Here is a 24,427-nt window from a genome sequence, read left to right on the forward strand (position 1 = left end):
CTTCACCGGGGTGCGGAGCCAATTCGCGAAAGCGCGCAAATAGCAGCGGGCGCGCAGAAATCAACCCTTATCCGGCCGCCCCAGCGAGGAGAGCACGCCGCGCAGAGTGCGCACTTCGAGGTGGTTCCAGCCCGCCTTGGTGAGAACGCTGCGCAAGGTGCGCCTGGTCGCCTCTTCGCGGTCGGGCGGCAGGAAATAGCCCTTGGGCGCGAGCATGGATTCAAGGTGCTCGATCAGCCCGTCGAGCTCCTCTTGCGGCGCGGGAGGCAAAAGCTCTTCATCCGCCGTGGGTTGCACCAGATCGCTTTGGGCCTGCTCGCGCCCGATGCGCGACCATTCATACGCGGCAAGGATCACCGCTTGCGCCAGGTTGAGCGAGCCGAATTCGGGGTTGATCGGAACGGTCAGGATATGCCGGGCGAGCGCGACATCCTCGGTCTCGAGCCCCGATCGTTCCGGGCCGAACAAGACCGCGTGACGCCCCGGCTCGCCATGGATCAGCCGCGCGGCGCCGTCGGCACCGACCACAGGCTTGGTCACGCCGCGCTTGCGCACGGTGGTGGCGTAGACATGCTGGCAATCGGCGACCGCCTCGGCGGTGGTGTCGAACACTTGGGCTTGATCGAGGACGATATCCGCGCCCGCCGCTGCGGGACCCGCCGAAGGGTTGGGCCAGCCATCGCGCGGGGCCACAAGCCGCATCTCGGTGAGCCCGAAATTGAGCATCGCGCGCGCTGCCTTGCCAATGTTTTCGCCCAGTTGCGGGCGGACAAGGACGATGACGGGTTTGTTGGTTTCGTCCTTAAGCCTAGGCTTCGCTCGGCTTTGCCCTTCGACAGGCTCAGGGCGAACGGATGTGAGTGCCGGTTCATCATCCGTTCGTCCCGAGCGAAGTCGAGGGGCGTTGGCGAGCGAAGCCGAGCCTCGTCTTTCCGAAGGTGGCCTTGCAAGAAATGAAAGGCGATCCCAATCACCCATGATCAGCGCTTCCTTCTTCGCACGAGACCATCCCTTGATCCGTAATTCAGCCGCAAGCGCCTCATGCCGCTCCCCAAATTCCTGCGACCACACCAGCTCCACGGGCAGCCGCGATGCGGTGTACCCCGCGACCGCGCCGCTGTGATGCGCGCCCACCCGCGCGTCCAGATCGTCGGTGTGCCCGGTGTAGTAAGTCCCATCCGAGCAGCGCAGCATATAGGCCCAGAACACGCGCGCTCAGTCCTTCGCCGCTTCGGCAACGGTGCTTGCGAATTCCTCGAAGTCGCGCGCTTCGGAAAAGTCGCGGTAGACGCTGGCAAAGCGGATATAGGCGACCGAATCGATCTGCCGCAGGCCGTCCATCACCAGTTCGCCAATCCGCGCCGAAGGCACTTCGGGTTCGCCCGCGGTTTCCACCTGCCGCTGAATGCCCGAGACGAGCTGGTCGATCTGTTCCTGCGTCACCCCGCGCTTGCGGCAGGCGAGCGAAACCGAGCGCTCAAGCTTGCCGCGATCGAAGGGTTCGCGGCGCGGTTCGCCGCCATCGGGGCCAGCCTTGACGATCATGACTTCGCGCAGCTGGACGCGTTCGAAGGTCGTGAAACGCGCGCCGCACGAAGAACATTGGCGACGCCGCCGGATGGCGGTGCCGTCTTCGGTGGGGCGGGAATCTTTGACCTGGGTTTCTTCGTGAGCGCAAAAGGGGCAGCGCATTGGCGGGCGTTACTTCTTGATCCGGTGATAGAAGGCAAACCCTGCGCCCGCCACGAGCCCGAGCGGCAGGCTTACGACGGGCAGCAAGGCGCCGGCCACCGCGCCGATGGCGGCGCCGGTCAGCACCGGCTTGGTCGAAGGGTGATGCATACCCTCCTTCGCCATGCCGCTCAGCTCCTGCTTGGCGTCTTCGACCCAATCGTTTTCGTTGTCGCTCACCTTCGCCTCACTTGCCGGGATATACGGGAAAATCGGCGCACAGTTCGCTCACGCGCGCGCGCACGCTTTCTTCCACCTGCGCGTCGCCCTCAGCGCCGTTCTGGGAGAGGCCGTCCACGACCTCTGCGATCAGCGCGCCCACTGTGCGGAACTCGACCGGGCCAAAGCCGCGCGTTGTGCCCGCCGGTGTGCCCAGACGCACGCCGCTGGTGACAAAGGGAGAGCGCGTATCGAACGGGATCCCGTTCTTGTTGCAGGTGAGCCAGGCGCGATCGAGGCCCTTTTCGGCGTCCTTGCCGGTCACGCCTTTGGCGGTGAGATCGACCAGCATCGAATGATTGTCCGTGCCGCCCGAACAGATGCGCAAACCGTTCTCTTCAAGGCTCGCCGCCAGAGCGCGCGCGTTCTCGACGATGCGGTGCGCATAGGCCTTGAATTCGGGGGTCAGCGCTTCGCGGAAAGCGACGGCTTTTGCCGCGATCACGTGCATGAGGGGGCCACCCTGAAGGCCGGGAAAGACCGCCATGTTGAGCGGCTTGGTGTATTTCTCATCGTTCCACAAGATGATGCCGGAGCGCGGGCCGCGCAGGCTCTTATGCGTCGTCGAGGTGACGATATCGCAGTGCGGGAAGGGCGAGGGGTGGGCGCCGCCCGCAACAAGTCCGGAAATGTGGCTCATGTCGCACAAAAGGATCGCGCCCACTTCATCGGCAATTTCGCGGAAACGGGCGAAATCCCATGTCCGCGAATAGGCGGTGCCGCCGCAGATGATCACCTTTGGCTTGTGCTCGCGCGCGGTCGCGGCCACGTCGTCCATGTCGATCAGCTCGTCATCCTGGCGAACGCCGTAGCTCACGGGGTTGAACCACTTGCCGCTCATATTGACCGGCGACCCGTGCGTCAGGTGCCCGCCGGAATTGAGGTCGAGCCCCATGAACGTGTCGCCCGGCTCCAGCAGCGCGAGAAACACCGCCTGGTTCATCTGGCTGCCGGAATTGGGCTGCACATTGGCGAAATGGCATCCGAACAATTGCTTAGCGCGATCAATTGCCAGCGTTTCGACCACATCGGCGTATTCGCAGCCGCCGTAATAGCGCTTGCCCGGATAGCCCTCGGCGTATTTGTTGGTGAACACGCTGCCGGTCGCCTCGAGCACCGCTCTGGACGCGATATTCTCGCTCGCGATCAGCTCGATCTTGTCGCGCTGGCGGTCAAGCTCTTTCTCGATGGCCGCGGCGATATCCGGATCCGCGGTGGCGAGATCGTCATGCCAGAAGCCGTGCATCGGGTCCGTGAGGTGGGAGGGCTGAGTGCTCATTGATGGGTCTCGATATGATCGGGCAGGTTGGGCGGGGTGCCAAGCTTGGCAACGCGGCGCTGATGGCGGCCATCAGGATTGCCCGCGTCGGCAAATTCGGTGTTCAGAAAGGTAGCTACGCACGACTTTGCCATTTCGATGCCGATCAGCCGCGCGCCAAGCGCAATCGCGTTGGCGTCGTTGTGTTCGCGAGCGAGGGCGGCGGACAGCGGTTCGGACACCAGCGCGCACCGCACCGCCGGATGCCGGTTGACGCTGATCGAGATACCGATGCCCGATCCGCACAGCGCAACACCGCACTCGGCGGTTCCATCGGCGATGATCTCGGCGAGGCGATAGCCGTAATCGGGATAATCGACGCTCGCGCCGGGCTCTGGGCCAAGGTCGGCGACTTCGTGGCCCTCATCCATGAGCCATTCGGCAAGCTGCGCCTTCATCTCGGTCGCGGCGTGATCGGAAGCAATGGCAATACGCATGCGCGCTTCATAGGGGAGGGCGCGGCAACACTCCAGTGGCCAAAATGCAGTTTTCGACGCAGCGCTTTCGCGCGCATGAAAATCGCGCAGAAGTATCGCGCGTGGAAAACGCGAAGCCGCTTGCGCACAGGTCTTGCGCCGAGGGCTTGCGGCGCGATGCGCAATCGGTAACGTTCCGTGCCCATGAGTTCGATCCGACCCCAGGCGCTTGTGAGCGGTACAGGCTTGTGAGACGTACAGGGACGCGACTGGCCGCCCTGTTGCTCGCGCTTGCGGCGCTGTGCGCCGTTCCGCTCGCCCCGGCTCGCGCAGCGGCGAACGATCCGGGGCGTGTGCCAGAGAAGGTCTCAAGAGCCTCCGCGCTCGATCCGGGCCATGGCGCGGTGATCGTTTCGGTGCGCAGCGAGCTGTTTCTTCTTGCCGAGCTCAATGTCTGGTTTCTGCGTGAGGGCGGTGACATCGCCAACGAGGCCGATCTCATCCGGGTTTCCCGCAAGGAAAGCAGCCTGAGCATGGGAGGCAATTCGACCACCAAGTACAAGCCGCTCGCGGTCCAGTTGCCCGCGGGCCGCTACCGTCTTGTCGGGCACGGGGCGAAGTGTGAAAAGGTGCCCGCACCCAATGAGCGGTGCCTCGCCGATGTGAAATTTGCCGGTATTGGCGAGACCGTCTCGTTCCCGAGCCGCGGTTATGACGAAGGTTCGCCGGTGTTCGAGGTGCGTGAGGGCGAACTGACTGTGGCGGGTGACTTCGGACTTACTGCGCGCAACACACTCGAATGGTCCGAAATCCCGCCTGAGAAGCTTGGCAAGATCGCCAGAAAGTTCGCCTCGCTCCCGCGCGCGCCCGCGCCGGAAGTGGCCGAGGATTATCGGCTGAAATACCCGCTGCGCCCCCGCAGCTACAACGACGATCGCGGTCGACGCTATTGACGCACGGCCGGGCTCGGTGGCCGAAGGGTCGCCGGGCGTTTCGGTCCGTGAAGGCCGCGCGGCGCCGGTGCGGATCGAGGTATGGTTCTGGCCGCGCTCACCCGCGCAGCCGCAACCGCCTCAACAGACGGCGCGGTTGCCAGACGGCATCAAAGATCGCCGCAATCGGTGCGCCGGCAAGGCTGATGCTCCCCAAGCCCAGTTTGCGCAGGAGCGCGCCGGCGCTCGATCTTGGCGCCAGCCATGCAAAGCGCGTTTCCTCGGCCAGATGCTTCTCCACGAACATGATGTAGGCCGAGGTGTCCTGATAGATGTCGAACAGGCGGCCATACCAGCGCCGCGAGCCGTCAGGTGCGGGGGGCTTCCACGGCTTGGTACCCTGCGCGTGAATGATCAGCGGAAGCCCCGCGCGTGCGACCTGCAACCGCTCATTGAGGGTGAACCCCAGCGGCCCGAAGAGTTGCAGGATATGCCGCCCGCGCCTCAGGAAGCGGACATCGATATCGGCAAATTCGCGCGAACCCAGTAGCGCGGTCAGCACGTCCTGATCGCCCATCATATGCGCCGGGCGGGTGTGCCACTCGGCGGCCTGAGCGGCCTTGTATTCGGGCCTCGACAACAGCTCCTGCCACGCCTCGATCAGGCCCCGATGGTGGCTGGTCACGCGCAGGAAGCAGGAATTGACCGTGAACGGCAATTGGCGCCCCGGCTCAAGCAGCCACCCGCGCGTGCGGCGGTGATGGCTGTCGTCCCAGGCGCCCCAACTCGCCTCTTCGGTCGCGATCAGCGCGTCATTGGGGCACTGCGCGAGGAAATCGGAAAAATCGCGCGCCACCAGCAGATCGGCGTCCAGCCAGATCACGTCCTCGTAGCCGTCATCGAAGGCCGCGGTCAGGATCTCGGGCTTGACGTTCCAACTGGTCGAGGCCGGGAGCTGCGCGGGCCGCCAATCGACCCCAGGGTACCGGGCAATCCAGTCGGCAAAATCCTCGCGCGCGGGATTGTGGTACAGTCGCAGGCGCGCATGCGGGATCGCTTTCTTGAGGCTGGCGACCAGGACGCGCACGCCGTCTTCGCATTCGGGCCGGTTCTCATAGGCGCAGATCAGCGGAAGGGGGTTGGCTTGCATCCTGTCCCTTTGAAGCCTTCGAGTGGGAAAAAGCGTGGGCGCCGCGTCGCGTGTGGCGGCCCTAGACCCTAAGGCGGTGGGCGACAAGCGCGCGTCAGCCGAGCTTCTTGAGCTCCTTGGTCAGCCATTTCCACAAGGCGTCGATCTCTTTGGCCGCCTTGCTGTCGGGCTTGGTTTCGGTCGCCGTGTCGCCCTTGGCAACCGAGCGGTGGAAGGCCGCGCGATCGCCCAGCGCCACGGGGCAGATGTCGAAGCCCATCTCCTTCGCCGCCGATTGCGCCTCCCCGGTCAGCACGGTCGCGCCCGAGGGAACGGAATTGAGCACCACATAAGCGGGTTTCCTGGCGAAGCTCACAAGGTCGGCGACGGGCTCCAGCGCGGCGAGATCGAAGGCGCGCGGCTTGGTGGGGATGAGGACGATATCGGCCGCTTTGATCGCCTCGCGCGCAGCGGCGTCGGCGTGCGGGGGCGTGTCGATGACGACGAAATCGACGCCGTTTTTCTGAGCGCTGGCAATGGTCCGCGCGAGCCGGGCTGGCGGACTGGTGACTACCACAGGCAAAAAGTCCCCGCGCCAATCGGACCACGCCGCCGCCGTCGCCTGCGGGTCGGTGTCGATCACACAGCTTTCAAACTTAGCCTGCGCCGCGCGGGTCGCAAGGTGAACGGCGAGCGTGGTCTTGCCCGAGCCGCCCTTCTGGCTGGTTATGGCGATGGTGATCGGTTCGGCAGATTTGGACATCGATCAATTCCGAATGAACGGCGAGAAATCAGTTCCCCGCCTAGAGAGCAGATCAGAGCCCTAGCACGATCCCATGCTTCTTACAGAATCCAGCGTCTCCTGTCAGGAGCGTGACCTTGTCCCCTTCGGGAGGTCCGGCTTCTTCCCAACCACCATCGCTGAGTGAGTTTGCATGGCTTGGGTCATCCGAAAACAGATACAACTCTTGCTGTCCGAGAGCTTTGCTTCCCTTGAGCAACAACGCCATGCTCTCAGGCGAACCAAGCGCGGCGAACAAAATGTCAAATCTGTCCCGGACAGCAGCCCAATTGTCGTCGGTGAAGGGTTTTGATTTCCAAGCCATATCTGTCGTTACTGATCCAAGAAGCTCCGCATCTTCCTACTCCGGCTCGGATGCTTTAGCTTCCTTAGCGCTTTCGCCTCGATCTGCCTGATCCGTTCGCGGGTCACCGAGAATTGCTGGCCGACCTCTTCCAGCGTGTGGTCGGTGTTCATCCCGATGCCGAAGCGCATGCGCAGCACGCGTTCTTCGCGCGGGGTGAGCGAGGCGAGGACGCGGGTGACAGTTTCCTTGAGGTTCGCCTGGATCGCGGCGTCGACCGGGATGACCGCGTTCTTGTCCTCGATGAAATCGCCCAGATGCGAATCCTCCTCGTCCCCGATAGGGGTTTCGAGGCTGATCGGCTCTTTGGCGATCTTCATCACCTTGCGCACCTTCTCCAGCGGCATCGAAAGGCGCGCGGCCATTTCTTCTGGCGTCGGCTCGCGGCCTTCCTCGTGGAGGAACTGGCGCGACGTGCGCACCAGCTTGTTGATCGTCTCGATCATGTGGACCGGGATGCGGATCGTGCGCGCCTGGTCCGCGATCGAGCGGGTGATCGCCTGCCGGATCCACCACGTCGCGTAGGTCGAGAACTTGTAGCCGCGGCGGTACTCGAACTTGTCGACCGCCTTCATCAGGCCGATATTGCCTTCCTGAATAAGATCAAGGAATTGCAGGCCGCGATTGGTGTATTTCTTGGCGATGGAGATCACGAGGCGCAGGTTCGCCTCGACCATTTCCTTCTTCGCGATACGCGCCTCGCGCTCGCCCTTTTGCACCATGTTGACGATGCGGCGAAACTCGGGGAGCGCCATGCCGGTCTGCGCGGCGATATCGGTGATTTCGGCGCGAATGCGGTCAATCGCGGCCTCTTCCTTCTCGGCAAAGGCGGCCCACTTCTTGTCCTTCTTGGCGTTCGCCGCGATCCAGCTGTCGTCAAGCTCGTTGCCGACATAGGATTTGAGGAAATCGATGCGCTTGATCTTGTGCCGTTCGGCAAGGCGCAGCATCTGGCCGCCCAGCGCGGTCAGGCGACGATTGAAGGCGTAGAGGTTGTCGACCAGAAACTCGATCTTGGTCGCGTGGAACTGCATGCTTTCGACTTCCGCCGTCAGCTGCTCGCCCAGATCCTCGTACTTCTTTTCCTTGGCCTTGGGGAAGTCGTTGCCCGCCGCCAGCGTGTCGACCCGCTCGGCCTGCAATTTCTCGAAGGTCTTGAACAGCTTGGTGATGCGCGCGAAGCGTTCGATGGCTTCGGGCTTGAGCGCGGCTTCCATCTGGGCGAGGGAAAGAGTGTTGTCCTCCTCCTCTTCGTCGTCCTTCTTGGAGGAACCTTCTTCGCCGTCTTCGCCGTCCTCGTTCTCGTCGTCGGTGTCGCTGTCGTCGTCATCCACGATGGTCGGACCGGCGGTCTCTTCGGAGATTTCACCGGAATCGTCCTCGTTCTCCTCTTCCATCTTGTCGGGCGGAGGTTCCTTGGAGAGCATCGCGTCGAGGTCGAGGATTTCGCGCAGCTGCATGTCTTCGGCGTTCAGCGCCTCGGACCACTGGATGATGGCGTGAAAGGTGATCGGGCTTTCGCACAGCCCCATGATCATCATGTCGCGGCCCGCTTCGATCCGCTTGGCGATCGCGATTTCGCCTTCGCGGCTGAGCAGCTCGACCGCGCCCATTTCGCGCAGATACATGCGCACCGGATCATCGGTGCGCTCGCCCGTGCCCGTTTTCTTGGCCGCAGGCTTGGCAGCGGCTTTGGCGTCCTTCTTGTCGTCGGCGCCTTCGCCAACCGACATTTCCTCGACCTCGGCTTCCGCTTCCGCCTCGGCTTCCGCCTCCTCGTCGTTTTCGACGATCTGCACGCCCATTTCCGAAAGCGCGGTCTGGATGTCCTCGATCTGATCGGGGCTCATTTCGCCCGACGGCAAGGCCTCGTTGAGCTCATCATAGGTGATGTAGCCCTTTTTCTTGGCCTTGGTCATCAGCTTCTTCACCGAGGCCTCGTTGAGGTCGATCAGCGGAGCGTCTTCTTTGTCTTGGGTTTTTGCGGTCGAAGCCATGTACGTCGTCAATCCGTTAATGCGACAGGGGCGTTACTGGTGGCTACCCTTGCGCGTTTATCCCGTTCCCGCCACGTGTGCGCCCCTGAGCGCTACGCGACCTTGTCCGTGTCGCCGTTCGAGGCGTCTTCTGCAAAACCGGCGGCAGCCTTGCGGCGGCCAAAAGCCTTGAGACGCTCTTCGACAGCGGTGAGCTGTTTGCGCAGCCGCGCCTGTTCGGCAAAGCTCCCTTCCGGGTCTTCGTCAAACCGCGCGATTGTCCCGGCCAGAGCCGCCTCGAGAGCCGGCTTCTGAACAAGCAACGCCACAGCCTCGGCCAGTTCCTCGCGCGCGTCTCCGGTGTCAGGGCCTTCTCTCAGGAAGGCGTATCGCAAGTCGTCCGGTGGGGCGGGTAAGCCGTGCTGGTCGAATATGGCGGTTTGATCGCGCGAATCAAGCGTTTCGGTGAGCTCGATCAACGATTCAATGATCGGCGCGGTTGCGGGGTCGATCTGGGCGAGCCGTGAAAGCGCTTCGGCGTGGCGCTCGATCTCACCCGGATGGCGCAGAAGACCGGCGATAACGGCGCTCAAAAGCCCTTCCCTCTGGCCGTGTGAAAGCAGCCTTTGGAGCGCGCTGCGCGCGGCGGGGGTCAGTGGCTGGGGCGCGCTGGCGCGAGCGTTCCATGCCCCGCGCCCTTCGCGGCGAGGCGTCGCGCTGCGCGCCGGACGGGGAGGATAGGCGAAAGCCGAGAAACGATCGAGCAATTCGCGGCGGTAGAGCGCGCGAATGTCGGCGTCCTCGATTGTGCCCACGTGCTCCATCAGCCGCGCCTTGAGACCCGCTTTGGCCTCCGGGCTGGTGAGCGGCTGTGCGTCTCTTTCGGCTTCCCAAAGGGCATCGAGCAGGCTCTTGGGTCTGGCGAGCAGGCGTCCCATCGCCCTTGGGCCTTGCGCCTTGATCAGATCGTCGGGGTCAAGCCCGGCGGGCAGGCGCACAATGCTAAGGCTGCGCATGGGCGCAAGCATGGGGAGCGCGCGGGAGATAGCGCGCATTGCAGCGCGCTGTCCGGCGGCGTCGCCGTCAAAACACAGCACCGGTGTCTCGACCAGCCGCCAGAGCATCTCAAGCTGCGTCTCGGTGAGCGCGGTGCCGAGCGGCGCGACGGCGTCCGGGAACCCCGCCTGCGCGAGCGCGACGACGTCCATATAGCCTTCGACCACAATCACACGCCCGCTCTGGCGCGAGGCGGGGGCGGCGCGGTGCAGGTTGTAGAGCGTGCGCCCCTTGTCGAACAGCGGGGTATCGGGCGAATTCAGATACTTCGCCACGCCCTCTCGTTTGTCGAGGATGCGGCCCCCGAAAGCGATGACGCGTCCGCGCTGGTCCTGAATCGGGAGCATGACGCGGCCGCGAAAGCGGTCATAGGCCTTGCCGTCCTCGGTGACGATGCGCATGCCGCTCTCGGCCAGCATTTGGGGCTCGAAGCTTGAAAGCGCGGATGAGAGCGCCTGCTTGTCCTCGGGCGCGTAGCCAAAGCCGAATTCGCGCAAGGTTTCGTCCGTGAGCCCGCGCCCGCGCAAATAATCGAGCGCCGTGCGGCCCTCAGGCCCTTTTAGGCGATCGACGAACCAGCCCTGCGCCGCGGTCGTCACATCGACCAGCTCGGCGCGCTTCTCCGCTTTCTTCGCGGCTTGCGGATCGGGGCGGGGCACTTCCATCCCCGCTTCCTCAGCCAGCTCCTTGATCGCGTCCATGAAGGAAAAGCCGCGCTGCTCGATCATCCAGGTGATGACATCGCCGTGAGCGCCGCAGCCGAAGCAATGGTAGAACTGCTTCTCGTCGTTGACGTAAAAGCTGGGCGTGTTCTCATTGTGGAAAGGGCAGCACGCCTTCCACTCGCGCCCGGCCTTCGTGAGCTTGGTCGTGCGGTTCACCACTGTGGAAAGGGTGACGCGCGCGCGCAGTTCGTCTTTCCATTGAGGGGTGATAGTCATGATTAAAAGGTGCCCTTTGTGGTACGTTGTGTCGAGCAGTTCCAGACATGAGTTTTACACTCCCTGTGGACACTTGTCGAAGTCTTACGTGCGATCGGTCCTTCGAGACGCTCGGACTGTGTCCTCGCTCCTCAGGATGAGCGGGAGAACTGGAAAACCTCCGCTCATTTAGAGGAGGGACTGAGCTTGTCGAAGGCCCGTCTCGAAGGACCTGTGGGAGCCTAGCTCAAAGCCGCTTTCACAAGTCCACTCGCCAGCTTCCCGTCGAGCACTGCGCCGTGCTTGGCTTTGAGCGCGCCCATCACCTGGCCCATGTCCTTCATGCTCGACGCGCCGGTTTCGGCTTTGATCGCCTCGATCGCGGCCCTGGTCTCTTCCTCGCTCATCATCTGCGGCAGGAACTCCTCGATCACGGCGAGCTCAGCGGCTTCGGCGGCGGCGAGTTCTTCGCGCCCGCCCTTTTCGTACATCTCGATCGATTCGCGGCGCTGCTTGGCCATCTTTTGCAGCACACTCGTCACCAGCGCGTCGTCATCGATGTCCTTGCCGCTGGTGCGCTCCTCGATATCGCGATCCTTGATCTTGGCGCTTATCTGGCGGAGCGCGGCGGTGCGTTCCTTCTGCTTGGCTTTCATCGCGGTGATGGTTGCGGCCTTGATGTCGTCTCTGATCATACTTTGTGCAATTTCGATACATTGTGGATGAAACGGTGTTGAGCGCGTCTCTAACCTGTCATCCCCCAAGAGGCTAGGTTGACGTGCACCGGCCTCGCGCCTAGCGCATGAGACTTAGCGACATCGCTGGAAAACCTCACTGGGAAGGGCCCGCTCATGGCTTCTGCTGCCTCCACTCCTGCGCAACCAAAAGGCGCGACGGGTTGCCTCGTTCTGGCCGATGGCACGGTGGTGTGGGGCAAGGGCTTTGGCGCCAGCGGACACGCGGTGGGGGAGGTGTGCTTCAACACCGCGATGACGGGCTATCAGGAGGTGATGACCGATCCCTCCTATGCGAGCCAGATCGTCACCTTCACCTTTCCGCATATCGGCAATGTCGGCGCGAACCCGGAAGACGTCGAGAGCGCCAAGGGCGTCGCCAGCGCGGTGGGCTGCATCACCCGCGAGGATGTGACCAAACCCAGCAATTTTCGCGCGATGGAGAATTTCGCCGCGTGGATGGAGACGAACGGCAAGATCGGGCTGTCGGGCGTGGACACGCGCGCGCTCACCCGCCGTGTGCGCCTGTCCGGCGCACCCAACGCGGTGATCGCGCATTCGCCCAAGGGGGTCTTCGATATCCCCGCGCTTCTGGCCGAGGCGCGCGAGTGGGAAGGGCTCGAAGGCCTCGACCTGGCCATCACCGCCACGCGCGATGCCAAGGAAGACTGGGGCGGGGGATACTGGCGGCTTGGCCATGGCTACACCCGCGCCGACTGGTCGAGCACGCCGCATGTGGTCGCGGTCGATTACGGGGCGAAGGACAACATCTTCCGCAACCTCGCGCGCGCTGGCGCGAAGGTGACGGTGGTCCCGGCCAAGACCGATTTCGACGCGATCATGGCGCTGAAGCCGGACGGCGTGTTCCTCTCCAACGGCCCCGGAGACCCCGCAGCGACCGGCGAATACGCGGTGCCGGTGATCCGCAAACTGCTGGAGGCGGACATGCCGATCTTCGGCATTTGCCTGGGCCACCAGATGCTCGCGCTCGCCGCGGGCGCGAAGACGGTGAAGATGCACCAGGGCCATCGCGGCGCGAACCATCCGGTTCAGCGGGTGGGCGAGGGATGGGGCGAGACCACCGGGCTTGTCGAGATCACCAGCATGAACCACGGCTTTGCGGTCGATGCGGACACTCTGCCCGACACCCTCGAGCAGACCCATGTAAGCCTGTTCGACGGCTCGAATTGCGGGATAGCGGTGAAGGGGAAGAAGGCGTTCGGCGTGCAGTACCACCCGGAAGCCTCGCCCGGGCCGCAGGACAGCTTCTACCTGTTCGAGAAGTTCGTCGGGGGTCTGGGGTGAGACGTCTCGCTCAACACTCCCTTCCCCTTGGGGAAGGGCCGGGGATGGGGGGCCGGCGGTGATGGGGAAGGGCTTCTTCCCGGGCGTCGCGCACCCACCTCCAACCCCCTGCCTTGAAGGAGGGGACTCAGGCGTTTCGCGCTATTTCGATTTCTCGGCCGATGGTTTGCAGGACGCCGTCCATGTTGGCGAGAATGTCGTTATTCCAGAAGCGGATGACGCGATAGCCGAGGGCTTCGATGGCTACGGTTCTCCCCGCGTCGCCCTCTTCGGAGTGCTGCCCCCCGTCGCATTCGATGGCGAGGCGCAGGCTGCGGCAAGCGAAATCGACGACGTGATCACCGATGGGGCACTGGCGGGTGAACTTGATGCCGAACAGGTCGCGGTTTCTGATGTGAGACCAGAGCGCGCGTTCGGCGTCGGTCGGGTTGTTGCGCAGGTTGCGCGCCACCTCGGTCAAACGCTTTTTTGGCAAGGTCGTACCCCCATCCCCAACCCCTTCCCCCGGGGGAAGGGGCCCATACCACATATTCGCGCGGTTACCCGCCCTTTCCCCTCCCTGTGGGGAGGGGTTAGGGGTGGGGGTACGGCGTTGATGGCCGCCGCTCTCTTCGCAACCCCTCTCGCCGCGCAAAACCCGGCCCCGGCGAACCCTATGACACCTCCGCCGTCCTCCACCTGGCCCGGCGCGGAAATCGTGGACGGCGTCGCCTTCCAGGGCGATGGCTCCATCAGAATCGAAGCGGGGCCCGGCGGCCTGCCGATCCTCGCCTTCTGGCGCCCGATCCTCTTCAGGGAAGACACCGACAAGCCGGTCGCTGGCCGCATGGATTGCAAGGTTGTCGCCACCGATCAGGCCTTTGCCGAGGAGGCGTTCGATCCCGACGCGCTCCACGCGCAGGTGGCTGAGGCGCGCGAGCGGCAGGGGTTTCGCGATATTGATCGCTTGCGCGATATCGGAGAGGACACCCGCCAGCTCGACGTTGTGGGGCGCCGCGGCAATCCGCGCGAGCATTACGTGCTCAGCTATATCCTTGTGCGCGATGATCAACGGCTGATAGATATCCGCCGCAACTGCACCTTTGTCACGGGCCGGGGTGTGTCACAGCCCGACGTGCTGCCATACGTCTATCGCTACACGAAGATCAGCTACGCTTTTGTGCCGGGGGGAAACACGTGATGCGCGCGCAGCTCTGTCTACCTTTCGCCGCGCTCGCTCTGGGTGGGTGCAGCCTTCTGTTCCCTGAGGACCCGCGCGTCGGCGATGAAGACGAAGGCGTGTGCCAAGGGCGGGTGCGCACCAGCCTGACCTATCAGCAATCCGAAGAGCTGCGCACCTCATCGGGTCTGTGGGTGCCGACCTTCACCTATGACGTGACCAAGCTTGACCTTGCCGCGATCAAGGCGCTGACGGTGCCGGGGACCGATGACACGGCGGGCACGCGTCTGATGCAGGAAACGAACCGGACGAGCACTGCGGTCGAACGCTTCATGCAGATGGAGGTCGACCAGAAGGGCGCGTTTTTCCTTGGGCGTGACCCAAGCCTGTATCGAGTGCGCGGCCAGGCGCAGCCGTCAACGCAGATCCTCAAATCGGGCTGCGCGCGCCAACAGGAAAACATGCGGCTGATCGCGGTTTCCTGGGAGCGCTATCAGCTAAGACCCAAGGCCATTCCCGATCCCGAAGAGACCGACAGCGGCGCTTCGGCGGACAACGATTAAGCGCCAGAGAGACAACAAGAATGCCCAAACGCACCGACATCTCCTCCATCCTCGTGATTGGCGCGGGGCCGATCATTATCGGGCAGGCGTGCGAGTTCGACTATTCGGGCACGCAGGCGATCAAGGCGCTGAAGGAGGAGGGCTACCGGGTGATCCTGGTGAACTCGAACCCGGCGACGATCATGACCGATCCCGAGTTTGCCGACGCGACCTATATCGAGCCGATCACGCCCGAGATCGTCGCCAAGATCATCGCCAAGGAAAAGCCCGACACGCTGCTGCCGACCATGGGCGGGCAGACGGCGCTCAATTGCGCGCTCAAGCTCGACGAAATGGGGGTTCTGGCCGAGCACGGCGTCGAGATGATCGGCGCGAAGGCCGACGCGATCGACAAGGCGGAAAACCGCCAGCGCTTTCGCGAGGCGATGGATTCCATCGGCCTGGAGAGCGCGCGGTCGGGCGTCGCCAACACGCTGGAGGAAGCGCGCGCGATCATCGATCACACAGGGCTCCCTGCGATCATTCGCCCCTCCTTCACGCTCGGCGGCACGGGCGGGGGAATCGCTTACAATAGGCAGGAGTTCGACAAGATCGTTTCCGAGGGGCTCGCCGCCTCGCCCACCACCGAAGTGCTGATCGAGGAATCGCTGCTCGGTTGGAAGGAATACGAGATGGAGGTGGTGCGCGACCGCGCGGACAACGCGATCATCATCTGCTCGATCGAGAATGTCGATCCGATGGGCGTGCACACCGGGGATTCGATCACGGTCGCCCCGGCGCTGACCCTGACCGACAAGGAATACCAGATCATGCGCACCGCCAGCATTCTGGTGCTGCGCGAGATCGGGGTGGAGACGGGCGGTTCGAACGTGCAATTCGCTGTGAACCCGAAGGATGGCCGCCTGATCGTGATCGAGATGAATCCGCGCGTCTCGCGCTCCTCGGCGCTCGCCTCGAAAGCGACCGGCTTTCCGATTGCGCGGGTCGCGGCCAAGCTGGCGGTGGGATACACGCTCGACGAGATCACCAACGAGATCACCGGCGCGACGCCCGCCAGCTTTGAGCCGACGATCGATTACGTCGTGACCAAGATCCCGCGCTTTGCCTTCGAGAAATTCAAGGGCACCGAGCCAAGGCTTTCCACCGCGATGAAGTCGGTCGGCGAGGTCATGGCGATCGGGCGCAATTTTGCCGAAAGCATGCAAAAGGCGCTGCGCGGGCTTGAGACGGGGCTCGACGGGTTCAACCGCGTGATGGCGCTGGAGGGGGTCGCGAAAGACGTGATCACCGCCGCGCTGAGCCGTCGGACGCCCGAGCGGATCCTCCAGATCGCGCAGGCCTTTCGCGAGGGGCTGACGCTTGAGGAAATCCACGCGGTGACCAGCTTCGATCCGTGGTTCCTGCGCCAGATCGAGGCGATCATCGCCGCCGAAAGCGAAGTGCAGAGCGAAGGGCTGCCGACCGACGCTGAGCGTTTGCGTGAGCTCAAGGCGATGGGCTTTTCCGATCAGCGCCTCGCGACGCTCGCGGTGCGCTCGGTGGGCGTGCGGGACGGGCTGGCCGAGACGCAGGCGAAGCGCTCCGGCCTGCTGCACGACGCGCTCCAGGCGATGGCGGGCGCGACCAGCGCAGACGAAGTGCGCGCGCTTCGCCACAAGCTGGGCGTGACCCCGGTGTTCAAGCGCATCGACAGCTGCGCGGCCGAGTTCGAAGCGGTGACGCCTTACATGTACTCGACCTACGAAGCGCCCAGCTTTGGCGAGCCGGAATGCGAGGCGGCGCCCTCGGATCGCAAGAAGGTCGTCATTCTGGGCGGCGGACCGAACCGGATCGGGCAGGGGATCGAGTTCGACTATTGCTGCGTTCACGCCTGCTTCGCGCTTGCGGAACAGGGCTATGAGACGATCATGGTCAATTGCAACCCGGAGACAGTCTCGACCGATTACGACACCTCCGACCGGCTCTATTTCGAGCCGCTGACGGCTGAGGATGTGCTCGAAATCCTGCGGGTTGAACAGCAATCGGGTGAGCTTGCCGGCGTTATCGTGCAATTTGGCGGCCAGACGCCGCTCAAGCTCGCTCAGGCGCTGGAGGACGCCGGTGTTCCGATCCTTGGCACCAGTCCCGACGCGATCGACCACGCCGAAGACCGCGAACGCTTTGCCAAGCTCGTCAACAAGCTGCGCCTCAAACAGCCCGAGAACGGCATCGCCTACACCCGCGACGAGGCCGCTGCCGTGGCTGCGCGGATCGGCTATCCGGTGCTGCTGCGCCCGTCTTTCGTGCTGGGCGGACGCGCGATGGAGATCGTCGATTCCGAAGCGCAGCTCGATGACTACATCAAGACCGCCGTCAATGTCTCGGGCGATAGCCCGGTGCTGGTCGACCAGTATCTGCGCGACGCCATCGAATGCGACGTCGATGCGCTGTGCGATGGCGAGGAGGTGCGCATCGCGGGCGTCATGCAGCATATCGAGGAAGCGGGCGTCCATTCGGGTGACAGCGCGTGCTCGCTGCCGCCGCATTCCTTGTCCGCCGATATCATCGCGGAAATGGAGAGCCAGGCCGACGCGCTCGCCCGCGCCTTGCAGGTCAAGGGGCTGATGAACGTGCAATTCGCGGTCAAGGACGGGCAGGTTTACCTTATCGAGGTCAACCCGCGCGCCAGCCGCACGGTGCCTTTCGTCGCCAAGGCGATCGGGCAACCCGTGGCCAAGATCGCCGCGCGCGTGATGGCGGGCGAAAAGCTCAGCCAGTTCGAACCCTTCAAGCGCGAGCTGGATTACGTGGCGGTCAAGGAGGCGGTGTTCCCGTTCAGCCGTTTCCCCGGCGCGGACACGGTGCTCACCCCCGAAATGAAGTCCACCGGCGAAGTGATGGGCATCGATCGCAATTTCGAGGTCGCTTTCCTCAAGGCGCAGATCGGCGCTGGCATGGACCTCCCGCGCGAGGGGACGGTGTTTGTCTCGGTGCGCAAGTCCGACAGGGCGTTGATCGTGCCCGCGGTTCGCGACCTGCTGGATTATGGCTTTACCGTCATCGCGACCGGCGGAACGCAGAGCTATCTGGCCGAGCATGATCTGGCGGTCGAGCGGATCAACAAGGTTGCCGAAGGGCAGCCGCATATTGTGGACCGGATCATCGATGGGGACGTGGCGCTGGTCTTCAACACCACAGAGGGCTGGCAGTCGCTGCTCGATTCCAAATCGATCCGCGCAACCGCGTTGGAGAAGAAGGTTCCGTACTACACCACGGCGGCCGGCGCGCGCGCCGCGGCGGCGGCGATTGCGGCGATTGAACCCGATCAGCTTGAAGTTCGCTCGCTCCAGGACTATTATAGCTAAACGATTACGTTCGATCCCCCCACATTTCGATGCAGGCGGGCCGCTCATCAAAGGGCGGTAGCGGTTGAAATGACGCTTCGATCGGAAGCGGGCGGGCCGAACGCCTGACTAGGAAAGAGACGGTAATGGCAACGATGGAAAAGGTTCCGATGCTGGCTGAGGGTTATGAGCGGCTGACCGCTGACCTCAAGACGCTGCGCGAGGAACGCCCCCGCATTGTCGATGCAATCGAAGAAGCCCGCGCGCATGGCGATCTGTCGGAAAACGCGGAATATCACGCCGCCAAGGAACGCCAGGGCCAGGTCGAGGCGCAGATCGGCGATCTGGAAGACAAGATCAGCCGCGCGCAGATTATCGATCCCAAGACGCTGTCGGGCGACAAGGTCATCTTTGGCGCGACCGTCACCCTGCTCGATGAGGACGACAAGCCGGTCAAGTATCAGATCGTGGGCCAGACCGAAGCCGACGCATCGCAGGGCCGCATTTCCTACACCTCGCCAATCGCCCGCGCGATGATCGGCAAGCAGGTGGGCGAAGAGATTGAGGTGACGGTGCCTTCGGGCGACAAGTTTTACCTTGTCGAAAAGATCGAATTCGTTTGACGGCTCGCGGCTTTAGCCGCGTCGCACACCCACCCCCAACCCCTCCCTCAACGGAGGGGAGGATCTTTGATCTGGCGTAAACCCAATCCCGCTCCCTAAAAGGAGGGGGTCAGGGGGTGGTGGTGCGAGCCTTCAGCCGCTTCTCCATTGCGTAGTTATGGATCGGCACCGCGCCGTTCGGACCTTCAATGGTGAAGTCCCGGCGGTGCGTGACGCCGTATCCGGCGCGCTCAAACGCCGGTCTGGCGAGTTCGCTTGCCTCGGTGTAGAGGCGCTCAATCCCTTTCCCCCGCGCGTGGTCTTCAGCCGCCTGCAACAGCGCGGCGGCCAAGCCCCGGCGGGTATGATCGGGGTGGTTGTAGAGCCGGTCAAGATGACCATCGGGTTCGAGCAACGCGTATGCGACGGGGCAATCGGTATCGTCCACTGCGACGAACACCGCGTGTCCCTGCGCTGCGCGTTCGCGATACATCGCCGCTCCGCCGTGCCGCGCGGACCAAGCCTCGACTTGTTGCTTTGAGTATCCGCGCGCGCCGACCACGCGGATCGCCGCCAAAGCAAGCGCGCTTAGCGCTTGGGCGTCTTCATCGCGAAAGGCGCGGATCGAGTAGGCCAAGAGGTCGCGGTGCGAGGCAGGGGACGGGGAAGGGGCCGGGGAAGGGGCCCGACACGACCAAAGCCTCAGACTTCCGGCGTCAGCAGCTTGTGGATGTGCACCACCACATATTTCATTTCCGCATCGTCCACGGTGCGCTGCGCCTGCGCGCGCCAGGCTTCGACCGCGGCCTCGTAGGAGCTGTAGACGCCGACCGTGTGAATGCCTTCGGGATCGACGAATTCGTGGCCGCGCGGATCCTTTACCCGGCCACCCATAACAAGGTGGAGGCGCTGTGTCGGGGTTGCTTCTTCCATGCCTAAAGCCTTTTTCTAGCCGGCCCTTGCTGGCCGTGCGTGGGACGTGAGGCAGCCCATAGCCAAGCGGACGCGCGGCGCAAGCCTACCAAAGGCTTATCAATCGTTGTCGCGTCCCGCGTTAACCCGATACGCGGTTTCTGAGGTCGCGAGCGGCGCGCGCGGCGCGGCGGCGTGTGCGCTGGGTGACCGTGCGTGTCGCATCGGCGGCGGTGCCGGCGGCGTATTGTGCATCGCGCTTGGCGCTGCGGGCCTTGGCCGCGGCGCTGTCGCCCAGGTCTTCAAGCGCGTCTTTCCCGGCGCGCGTGCCATCGAGGATCTCATCGATCAGTCTGATCCCGTAAGCAACGAGCGAATCCATCAGCAGCGTGCCGACATCTCTCGAACGCTTTTTCGCCGCCTTGCCAACGCTGTTTGCAGCGCCCGTCGCGACACCGCCGACGGCTTTAGCCGTGCCGCTCGCTGCGTTTCCCGCCGCTCTCCGACCCGGCTTCGTCAACAGGCCGATGACAAGGCCAAGCGCGATGGCGCCGCCCACGACCTGAAGCGGGTGCTGCTTGACGTATTGGGTCGCCGTTTCGGTCGCCTCGCGCGCCTGATCGGCCAGCGTGCGCTCCGCGATGCGGCGCTCTCTGGCCTCGATCTTGGCGCGCAGCTCGTCTCGCGGTTCACTCGGTGCGCTCGGGGATTGGGTCATCGGGTCTCTCCAGCGGTCAGATCTTCGGGTTCTATGGGTTCACCGGCATTGGGCGATAACTGGCGCGGTTCTGGCGTCTGATCCTGAGGCGGTTCTTGCGCCGTCTCATGGGTTGGCTCGTGCGTGTACGCCGCGCGGTTGTCCGGTTCTTCCGGCTGCGCGTCAAGCGCCGCGCGCTCATCGCTGTCGGTTTCGACGCCTGTCTCCGGCTCCTCCGCCTCTTCCGCCTCCACCTCCTCCGGCGGCTCATCGCCATCCGCATCCGTGGGCTCGGCAAGGCCGAGCACTTCCATGATGGGCTCACGCGCAAACCACACGGCGAGCAAGGCGATCAGAATGGCCAGGATGCCGCGCTGATCGTACGCGTGCCCCTTGGCCACTTCATACACGTCTTTCGCGCCGTCTGCGATGCGCCCCGAAATCCCTCCGGTGACGCGCTTGGCGACCGCTTTGCCCGAAAGCGAACCGCGCGCGTGCTCGATATCCGCCAGCAACACCTCGCGCGCCGCTTCGCGCAGCGCGCGGTCTTCGTGGAATTCGTCGGGGAGGCGTGTCATTCGCCTTCCTCCTGCGGCGGCTGCGCGTCTGGCGATAGGGCCGCATCGCTCGGCGGGCTCTCGAACATCTCGCCCACCAGACGCCCCCGCGAGATCGCGATATACACAAGCGCGCCAACACCCAGCAGCAACAGTCCGACAACGATGGCGATCGCGCCCCAAATGGTCACAAAAGGTGCCAGCGCGATGACGAAGCCCACCGCGAGCGCGATCACCGCAATGTGAAACAGGATCAGGGCGAGAACGACCGCCAGCGCCGCGATCCCGACACTGCGACCGACAAGCTTGGCGCGCGTCTTCTGGAAGGCGAGTTCGGCTGTGGCGTACAGCCCGGCGTCGTCGATCAGCGCGCCGAGTTCCTCGATAATCGTCTCGTCGTGGAGCGGCGCGGGCTCGCTTGGATCGGTGTCGGGCGCGGTGGAGCTGTCGGGGCTGCCTTCGGGGCCGCGATCGGGGTCAGGGGCAGGCGCGACGGACGGCTCTGCGTCCGCGCCGGTTCGGCCTTGGTCCTTGTCCAGCATCGCCTAGTCCCGAGCGCGCGTCATCCGGCCCGCTCACCTGGGCGGGCGCGGCTGAGCCTTGCCCTCAGGCCCGCGGTCCGCGGAACATGCGCGCGAGCATGAACCCGGCAACCGCCGCCAGACCCACGGCCACACCGGGGCTGCGGCGGACGAATTCGCGCGCTTCATCGCCCAGTTCCTCGACGCTCTTCGATTCCAGCTTGGCCGAGGTTTCCGCGAGCGTGCGCGAGGCCTTGCGGGCGTAATCGCCGTATTGCTCACCCAGCTGCTCGTCGATCTTGGACGCGCTGTCGCCCACGACCGAGCCCAGCGAGGCGATCCCGTCGCTTGCAGCCGCCTTTGCGTCGGTCGCCAGATCGGACGCCTTGCTCTTCGCCTTCTGGCCGTAGGCGCGCGCCTCGCTCATCAGATCATCGCCCGCCGCGCCCGCGCGCGTCGAGGCTTCGCTGCGCAGCGCCGCTGCGCCCGCTTTGGCTTCTTCGAGCGCGGCGTTGAAGCGGCTCTTGGCTTCGGCCGCGTCCGCGCCGGTGGCGCCGGTGGCGTCGGTCCCGCTCGTCTCGCTCGTGTCGCTCGTGTCGCTCGTGTCGGGGGCCTTCGCGGTGGGGCCGGTCTTGGTCGGCGCCGCTTTCCTGGCCCGGGTGCGCTTGGTCGGGGCGCCCTTGGCGGGTGATTTTGCGGGGGTTTTTCCGGTCTTGGTTTCAGCCATGTTGTTTCATGCCCTCCATGTCAGTGTGTGTTCAACGGCAAGCGTACTCGATTTACAAGCCTTTTCGCTATCGGTTGCGATTTGTCCTGCCATTCCCCGCCTTGCGCCGCGCGAAAGCTGCGCATAGGGGATGAGGCAATTCGGGTCGATCATCGGGGCCATGGATCGAAGTCAGGGCCGCGCGCGGCGCGTATCGACTGCGATTTGATCCGGCGATCACTCAACTCGCCTGTCCACCCGATCCGGTGGTGTCTTACCTATATACAACACATTGCGTCCGGAGCCAACCATGACCGCAATCCTCGACCTGCACGCCCGCGAAATTCTCGACAGCCGGGGCAACCCGACCGTCGAAGTCGACATTCTGCTCGACGATGGCAGTTTCGGGCGGGCCGCTGTGCCCTCGGGCGCGTCGACCGGCGCGCACGAGGCGGTGGAGCTGCGCGACGGAGACGCGGCCCGGTACAAGGGCAAGGGCGTTCTGAAAGCGGTTCTCGCCGCCAACACCGAGATCCGCGAACTGCTGGTGGGCGAGTTCGACGCCGAAGACCAGCGCGATATCGATCACGCGATGATTGCGCTCGACGCGACGCCCAACAAGGCGCGCCTGGGCGCCAACGCGATCCTGGGGGTGAGCCTGGCGGTGGCCAAGGCGGCAGCGAACGCGCGCGGCCTGCCGCTTTATTCCTATGTCGGGGGCGTCGCTGCGCATGTCCTTCCGGTGCCGATGATGAACATCATCAACGGCGGAGAGCACGCCGACAACCCGATCGACATTCAGGAGTTCATGATCATGCCGGTGGGTGCGGCGAGCCTGGCCGAGGGCGTGCGCTGGGGCGCCGAGGTCTTCCACACGCTCAAGACGGGTCTGGCGCAAAAGGGCCTGGCCACCAGCGTGGGCGATGAGGGCGGTTTCGCGCCGGATCTGGCGAGCACCCGCGCGGCGCTCGATTTCATCATGGCCTCGATCGAGGAAGCCGGGTTCAGGCCGGGCGAGGACATCGCGCTCGCGCTCGATTGCGCTGCGACCGAGTTCTATCGCGACGGCCAGTACCGGATATCGGGCGAGGGCCTCAGCCTCGACGGCGCCGGGATGGCCGATTACCTCGCCAGACTGTGCGCCGACTACCCGATCCGCTCGATCGAGGACGGGATGAGCGAGGACGATTTTGCGGGCTGGGCCGCGCTCACACAGGCGCTCGGCAACACGGTGCAACTGGTGGGCGACGATCTGTTCGTCACCAATCCGGAGCGGCTTTCGCAGGGGATCGCCGACGGGCTCGCCAATTCGCTGCTGGTCAAGGTCAACCAGATCGGCACGCTGACCGAAACGCTCGAAGCGGTCGATATGGCCACCCGCGCGCGCTACACCTCGGTGATGAGCCACCGTTCGGGCGAGACCGAGGACGCAACCATTGCGGACCTGGCGGTGGCGACCAATTGCGGGCAGATCAAGACGGGCTCGCTCGCGCGCTCGGACCGGCTTGCCAAATACAACCAGTTGATCCGCATCGAGGAAGAGCTGGGCGAAAGCGCGCGCTATGCGGGCGCGCAATGCTTCGGCGCGCTGTCGTCCTGACCCGACCGCAACCCAGCCGGCGCATCCGCGCCGCGCGGTGCGATCAGCGACGCGCGCCCCGACGGTCGGAGTTGAGCCCCGCGCTGCTGGCGAAATAGGTGTCCATCGCCTCGAGCGCCTTCGGGGTAAGGCGCACGAGCACGCGGCGCTGATCATCCGGATCGTGTTCGCGTTCGACAAGGCCCTGATCGGCGAGCACGCCAAGCCAGCGCAATCCGGTTGTCGGCGGTGAGGCGGAACCGATGCAGGCGCTCGACACCGAGACGGGTTTGTCTTCAGCCTGGGCGATGTAGAGATCGAGCAGGATATCCCAGCCCGGCTCTCCGAACAGCTCGGTGTCGCCAAAGATACTCGTGCGTTTGCGGCGCTTGGCGTAGGCCGAGCGCGCCAATTCGGCGAATACCTGGCGTTTCTCCCGCTCTGAAAGGTCGACCAGCTCGGCTGCGTTATCAGGGCTGCCGACGGGCAATGGCGCGCAGCGTTCCACGGAAAAAGCGCTGGCGACCGCACCAAACGCCCCGGAGCGCAACTGCTCGGCGATAGCGATCAACTGATCGGCGAATGGCTTCAGATCCGGCGCATCCGTGCGCGGCCGATCGCCGCGCTCCAGCCCATTGGCCTCACGCGGGAGAGGGGAGCCGGATGGCCTTCGGGTCGAAGGGCGCGCAATGGCCGAGGCCGCCGAGGGCTTCAGTGCGGCCAGCGCGCGCGGGCGGTGGGTGAGGGAGCGCGAAGCGCGCTGGTCAAGCGACGAGTTCGGATCATCGCCGCTGTCGTCATGCGACCCGTTGAGAGCGCGGCGATTCAGACCGGGATCGAAGGCGTCATCCATCCCGCAGGCCTCCATTGCGGCGCTGACTGAGAAGGACAGCCCGTTCTGGCTGCGTTTGCACCGGTGTTTGCTTC

26 protein-coding genes are annotated in these 24,427 nt (G+C 64.4%); 7 read left to right on the top strand and 19 right to left on the bottom strand.

The annotated features are described in order from the left end of the window. Window positions 1-60: 60 nt before the first annotated feature. The 5 genes from QNI87_RS03190 to QNI87_RS03210 are packed head-to-tail and all read right to left on the bottom strand — an operon-like array spanning window position 61 to window position 3,705. Window positions 61-1,194: a TrmH family RNA methyltransferase gene (locus tag QNI87_RS03190; protein ID WP_300595297.1), complete on the bottom strand. Its 1,134-nt coding sequence runs from the start codon at window positions 1,192-1,194 to the stop codon at window positions 61-63. Between the two features lie 21 nt (window positions 1,195-1,215). Then, window positions 1,216-1,692 (bottom strand): transcriptional regulator NrdR, encoded by a 477-nt coding sequence (nrdR, locus tag QNI87_RS03195; RefSeq protein WP_300593850.1) that lies wholly within the window; start codon window positions 1,690-1,692, stop codon window positions 1,216-1,218. 9 nt (window positions 1,693-1,701) lie between these two features. Continuing rightward, window positions 1,702-1,911, bottom strand: coding sequence for a hypothetical protein (locus tag QNI87_RS03200; protein WP_300595333.1), 210 nt, complete (start codon window positions 1,909-1,911; stop codon window positions 1,702-1,704). 7 nt (window positions 1,912-1,918) lie between these two features. Next, window positions 1,919-3,229, bottom strand: a complete 1,311-nt coding sequence (glyA, locus tag QNI87_RS03205) for a serine hydroxymethyltransferase (RefSeq protein WP_300593853.1) — start codon at window positions 3,227-3,229, stop codon at window positions 1,919-1,921. Then, window positions 3,226-3,705 (bottom strand): RpiB/LacA/LacB family sugar-phosphate isomerase, encoded by a 480-nt coding sequence (locus QNI87_RS03210; RefSeq protein WP_300593856.1) that lies wholly within the window; start codon window positions 3,703-3,705, stop codon window positions 3,226-3,228. The genes glyA and QNI87_RS03210 overlap by 4 nt, the downstream gene beginning before the upstream one ends. Before the next feature lie 227 nt (window positions 3,706-3,932). On the opposite strand from QNI87_RS03210, the gene QNI87_RS03215 reads away from it, so the two are divergent. Next, a complete protein-coding gene (locus tag QNI87_RS03215; protein ID WP_300593859.1) occupies window positions 3,933-4,637 on the top strand; it encodes a hypothetical protein in 705 nt (234 codons plus the stop codon). A 97-nt stretch (window positions 4,638-4,734) separates the two neighbouring features. Here the strand turns inward: QNI87_RS03215 and QNI87_RS03220 are convergent, their stop codons facing one another. The 6 genes from QNI87_RS03220 to QNI87_RS03245 all read right to left on the bottom strand — a co-directional run bounded on the left by QNI87_RS03220 (window position 4,735) and on the right by QNI87_RS03245 (window position 11,537). Continuing rightward, window positions 4,735-5,766, bottom strand: coding sequence for a hypothetical protein (locus QNI87_RS03220; protein ID WP_300593862.1), 1,032 nt, complete (start codon window positions 5,764-5,766; stop codon window positions 4,735-4,737). Window positions 5,767-5,860: 94 nt separating this feature from the next. Continuing rightward, window positions 5,861-6,508, bottom strand: coding sequence for a ParA family partition ATPase (gene parA, locus QNI87_RS03225; protein WP_300593865.1), 648 nt, complete (start codon window positions 6,506-6,508; stop codon window positions 5,861-5,863). Window positions 6,509-6,560: 52 nt separating this feature from the next. Beyond that, window positions 6,561-6,851, bottom strand: a complete 291-nt coding sequence (locus QNI87_RS03230) for a hypothetical protein (RefSeq protein ID WP_300593867.1) — start codon at window positions 6,849-6,851, stop codon at window positions 6,561-6,563. 8 nt (window positions 6,852-6,859) lie between these two features. After that, a complete protein-coding gene (rpoD, locus tag QNI87_RS03235; protein WP_300593870.1) occupies window positions 6,860-8,887 on the bottom strand; it encodes an RNA polymerase sigma factor RpoD in 2,028 nt (675 codons plus the stop codon). A gap of 92 nt (window positions 8,888-8,979) precedes the next feature. Further along, on the bottom strand, window positions 8,980-10,863 hold the full coding sequence (gene dnaG, locus QNI87_RS03240; protein ID WP_300593873.1) for a DNA primase: 1,884 nt from the start codon (window positions 10,861-10,863) through the stop codon (window positions 8,980-8,982). Window positions 10,864-11,084: 221 nt separating this feature from the next. Continuing rightward, window positions 11,085-11,537, bottom strand: a complete 453-nt coding sequence (locus QNI87_RS03245) for a GatB/YqeY domain-containing protein (protein WP_300593877.1) — start codon at window positions 11,535-11,537, stop codon at window positions 11,085-11,087. 156 nt (window positions 11,538-11,693) lie between these two features. Here QNI87_RS03245 and carA point away from each other — a divergent pair, with 156 nt between their 5' ends. After that, the gene (gene carA / locus QNI87_RS03250) at window positions 11,694-12,881 is read left to right on the top strand and encodes a glutamine-hydrolyzing carbamoyl-phosphate synthase small subunit (RefSeq protein WP_300593880.1); all 1,188 of its coding nucleotides are present in this window, start codon (window positions 11,694-11,696) and stop codon (window positions 12,879-12,881) included. 127 nt (window positions 12,882-13,008) lie between these two features. On the opposite strand, the gene QNI87_RS03255 is transcribed toward carA, so the two are convergent. After that, window positions 13,009-13,332, bottom strand: coding sequence for a DUF559 domain-containing protein (locus QNI87_RS03255; protein WP_366146164.1), 324 nt, complete (start codon window positions 13,330-13,332; stop codon window positions 13,009-13,011). 144 nt (window positions 13,333-13,476) lie between these two features. Between QNI87_RS03255 and QNI87_RS03260 the strand changes: the two genes are divergently transcribed. The 4 genes from QNI87_RS03260 to greA all read left to right on the top strand — a co-directional run bounded on the left by QNI87_RS03260 (window position 13,477) and on the right by greA (window position 18,549). Next, the gene (locus QNI87_RS03260; protein ID WP_300593886.1) at window positions 13,477-14,061 is read left to right on the top strand and encodes a carbamoyl-phosphate synthase large subunit; all 585 of its coding nucleotides are present in this window, start codon (window positions 13,477-13,479) and stop codon (window positions 14,059-14,061) included. Next, window positions 14,061-14,603 carry a hypothetical protein gene (locus QNI87_RS03265; RefSeq protein ID WP_300593888.1) on the top strand — a complete coding sequence of 181 codons (543 nt, stop codon included), beginning with the start codon at window positions 14,061-14,063 and terminating at the stop codon, window positions 14,601-14,603. Before QNI87_RS03260 ends, QNI87_RS03265 begins: the two co-directional genes overlap by 1 nt. A gap of 20 nt (window positions 14,604-14,623) precedes the next feature. Further along, the gene (gene carB, locus QNI87_RS03270; protein WP_300593891.1) at window positions 14,624-17,947 is read left to right on the top strand and encodes a carbamoyl-phosphate synthase large subunit; all 3,324 of its coding nucleotides are present in this window, start codon (window positions 14,624-14,626) and stop codon (window positions 17,945-17,947) included. A gap of 125 nt (window positions 17,948-18,072) precedes the next feature. Then, window positions 18,073-18,549: a transcription elongation factor GreA gene (gene greA / locus QNI87_RS03275; RefSeq protein WP_300593894.1), complete on the top strand. Its 477-nt coding sequence runs from the start codon at window positions 18,073-18,075 to the stop codon at window positions 18,547-18,549. 109 nt (window positions 18,550-18,658) lie between these two features. On the opposite strand, the gene QNI87_RS03280 is transcribed toward greA, so the two are convergent. From QNI87_RS03280 to QNI87_RS03305, 6 genes are all read right to left on the bottom strand, one after another. Next, entirely contained in the window at window positions 18,659-19,165 is a 507-nt protein-coding gene (locus tag QNI87_RS03280; protein WP_300593897.1) for a GNAT family N-acetyltransferase, read from the bottom strand. 65 nt (window positions 19,166-19,230) lie between these two features. Further along, the gene (locus tag QNI87_RS03285) at window positions 19,231-19,461 is read right to left on the bottom strand and encodes a DUF4170 domain-containing protein (RefSeq protein ID WP_300593900.1); all 231 of its coding nucleotides are present in this window, start codon (window positions 19,459-19,461) and stop codon (window positions 19,231-19,233) included. Window positions 19,462-19,582: 121 nt separating this feature from the next. Next, window positions 19,583-20,158, bottom strand: coding sequence for a hypothetical protein (locus QNI87_RS03290; protein ID WP_300593903.1), 576 nt, complete (start codon window positions 20,156-20,158; stop codon window positions 19,583-19,585). Then, the gene (locus QNI87_RS03295; protein ID WP_300593906.1) at window positions 20,155-20,715 is read right to left on the bottom strand and encodes a hypothetical protein; all 561 of its coding nucleotides are present in this window, start codon (window positions 20,713-20,715) and stop codon (window positions 20,155-20,157) included. The genes QNI87_RS03290 and QNI87_RS03295 overlap by 4 nt, the downstream gene beginning before the upstream one ends. Beyond that, window positions 20,712-21,236: a hypothetical protein gene (locus QNI87_RS03300; RefSeq protein WP_300593909.1), complete on the bottom strand. Its 525-nt coding sequence runs from the start codon at window positions 21,234-21,236 to the stop codon at window positions 20,712-20,714. The genes QNI87_RS03295 and QNI87_RS03300 overlap by 4 nt, the downstream gene beginning before the upstream one ends. Window positions 21,237-21,300: 64 nt before the next feature. Further along, window positions 21,301-21,942 carry a hypothetical protein gene (locus QNI87_RS03305; protein WP_300593912.1) on the bottom strand — a complete coding sequence of 214 codons (642 nt, stop codon included), beginning with the start codon at window positions 21,940-21,942 and terminating at the stop codon, window positions 21,301-21,303. 289 nt (window positions 21,943-22,231) lie between these two features. Here QNI87_RS03305 and eno point away from each other — a divergent pair, with 289 nt between their 5' ends. Continuing rightward, window positions 22,232-23,521, top strand: coding sequence for a phosphopyruvate hydratase (eno, locus tag QNI87_RS03310; protein WP_300593915.1), 1,290 nt, complete (start codon window positions 22,232-22,234; stop codon window positions 23,519-23,521). Between the two features lie 43 nt (window positions 23,522-23,564). Here eno and QNI87_RS03315 read toward each other — a convergent pair whose 3' ends face one another. Next, window positions 23,565-24,353, bottom strand: a complete 789-nt coding sequence (locus tag QNI87_RS03315) for a winged helix DNA-binding protein (RefSeq protein WP_300593918.1) — start codon at window positions 24,351-24,353, stop codon at window positions 23,565-23,567. Window positions 24,354-24,427 lie beyond the last annotated feature (74 nt).

The sequence above is a fragment of the Erythrobacter sp. genome (assembly GCF_030066995.1).
Classification (GTDB): domain Bacteria; phylum Pseudomonadota; class Alphaproteobacteria; order Sphingomonadales; family Sphingomonadaceae; genus Erythrobacter.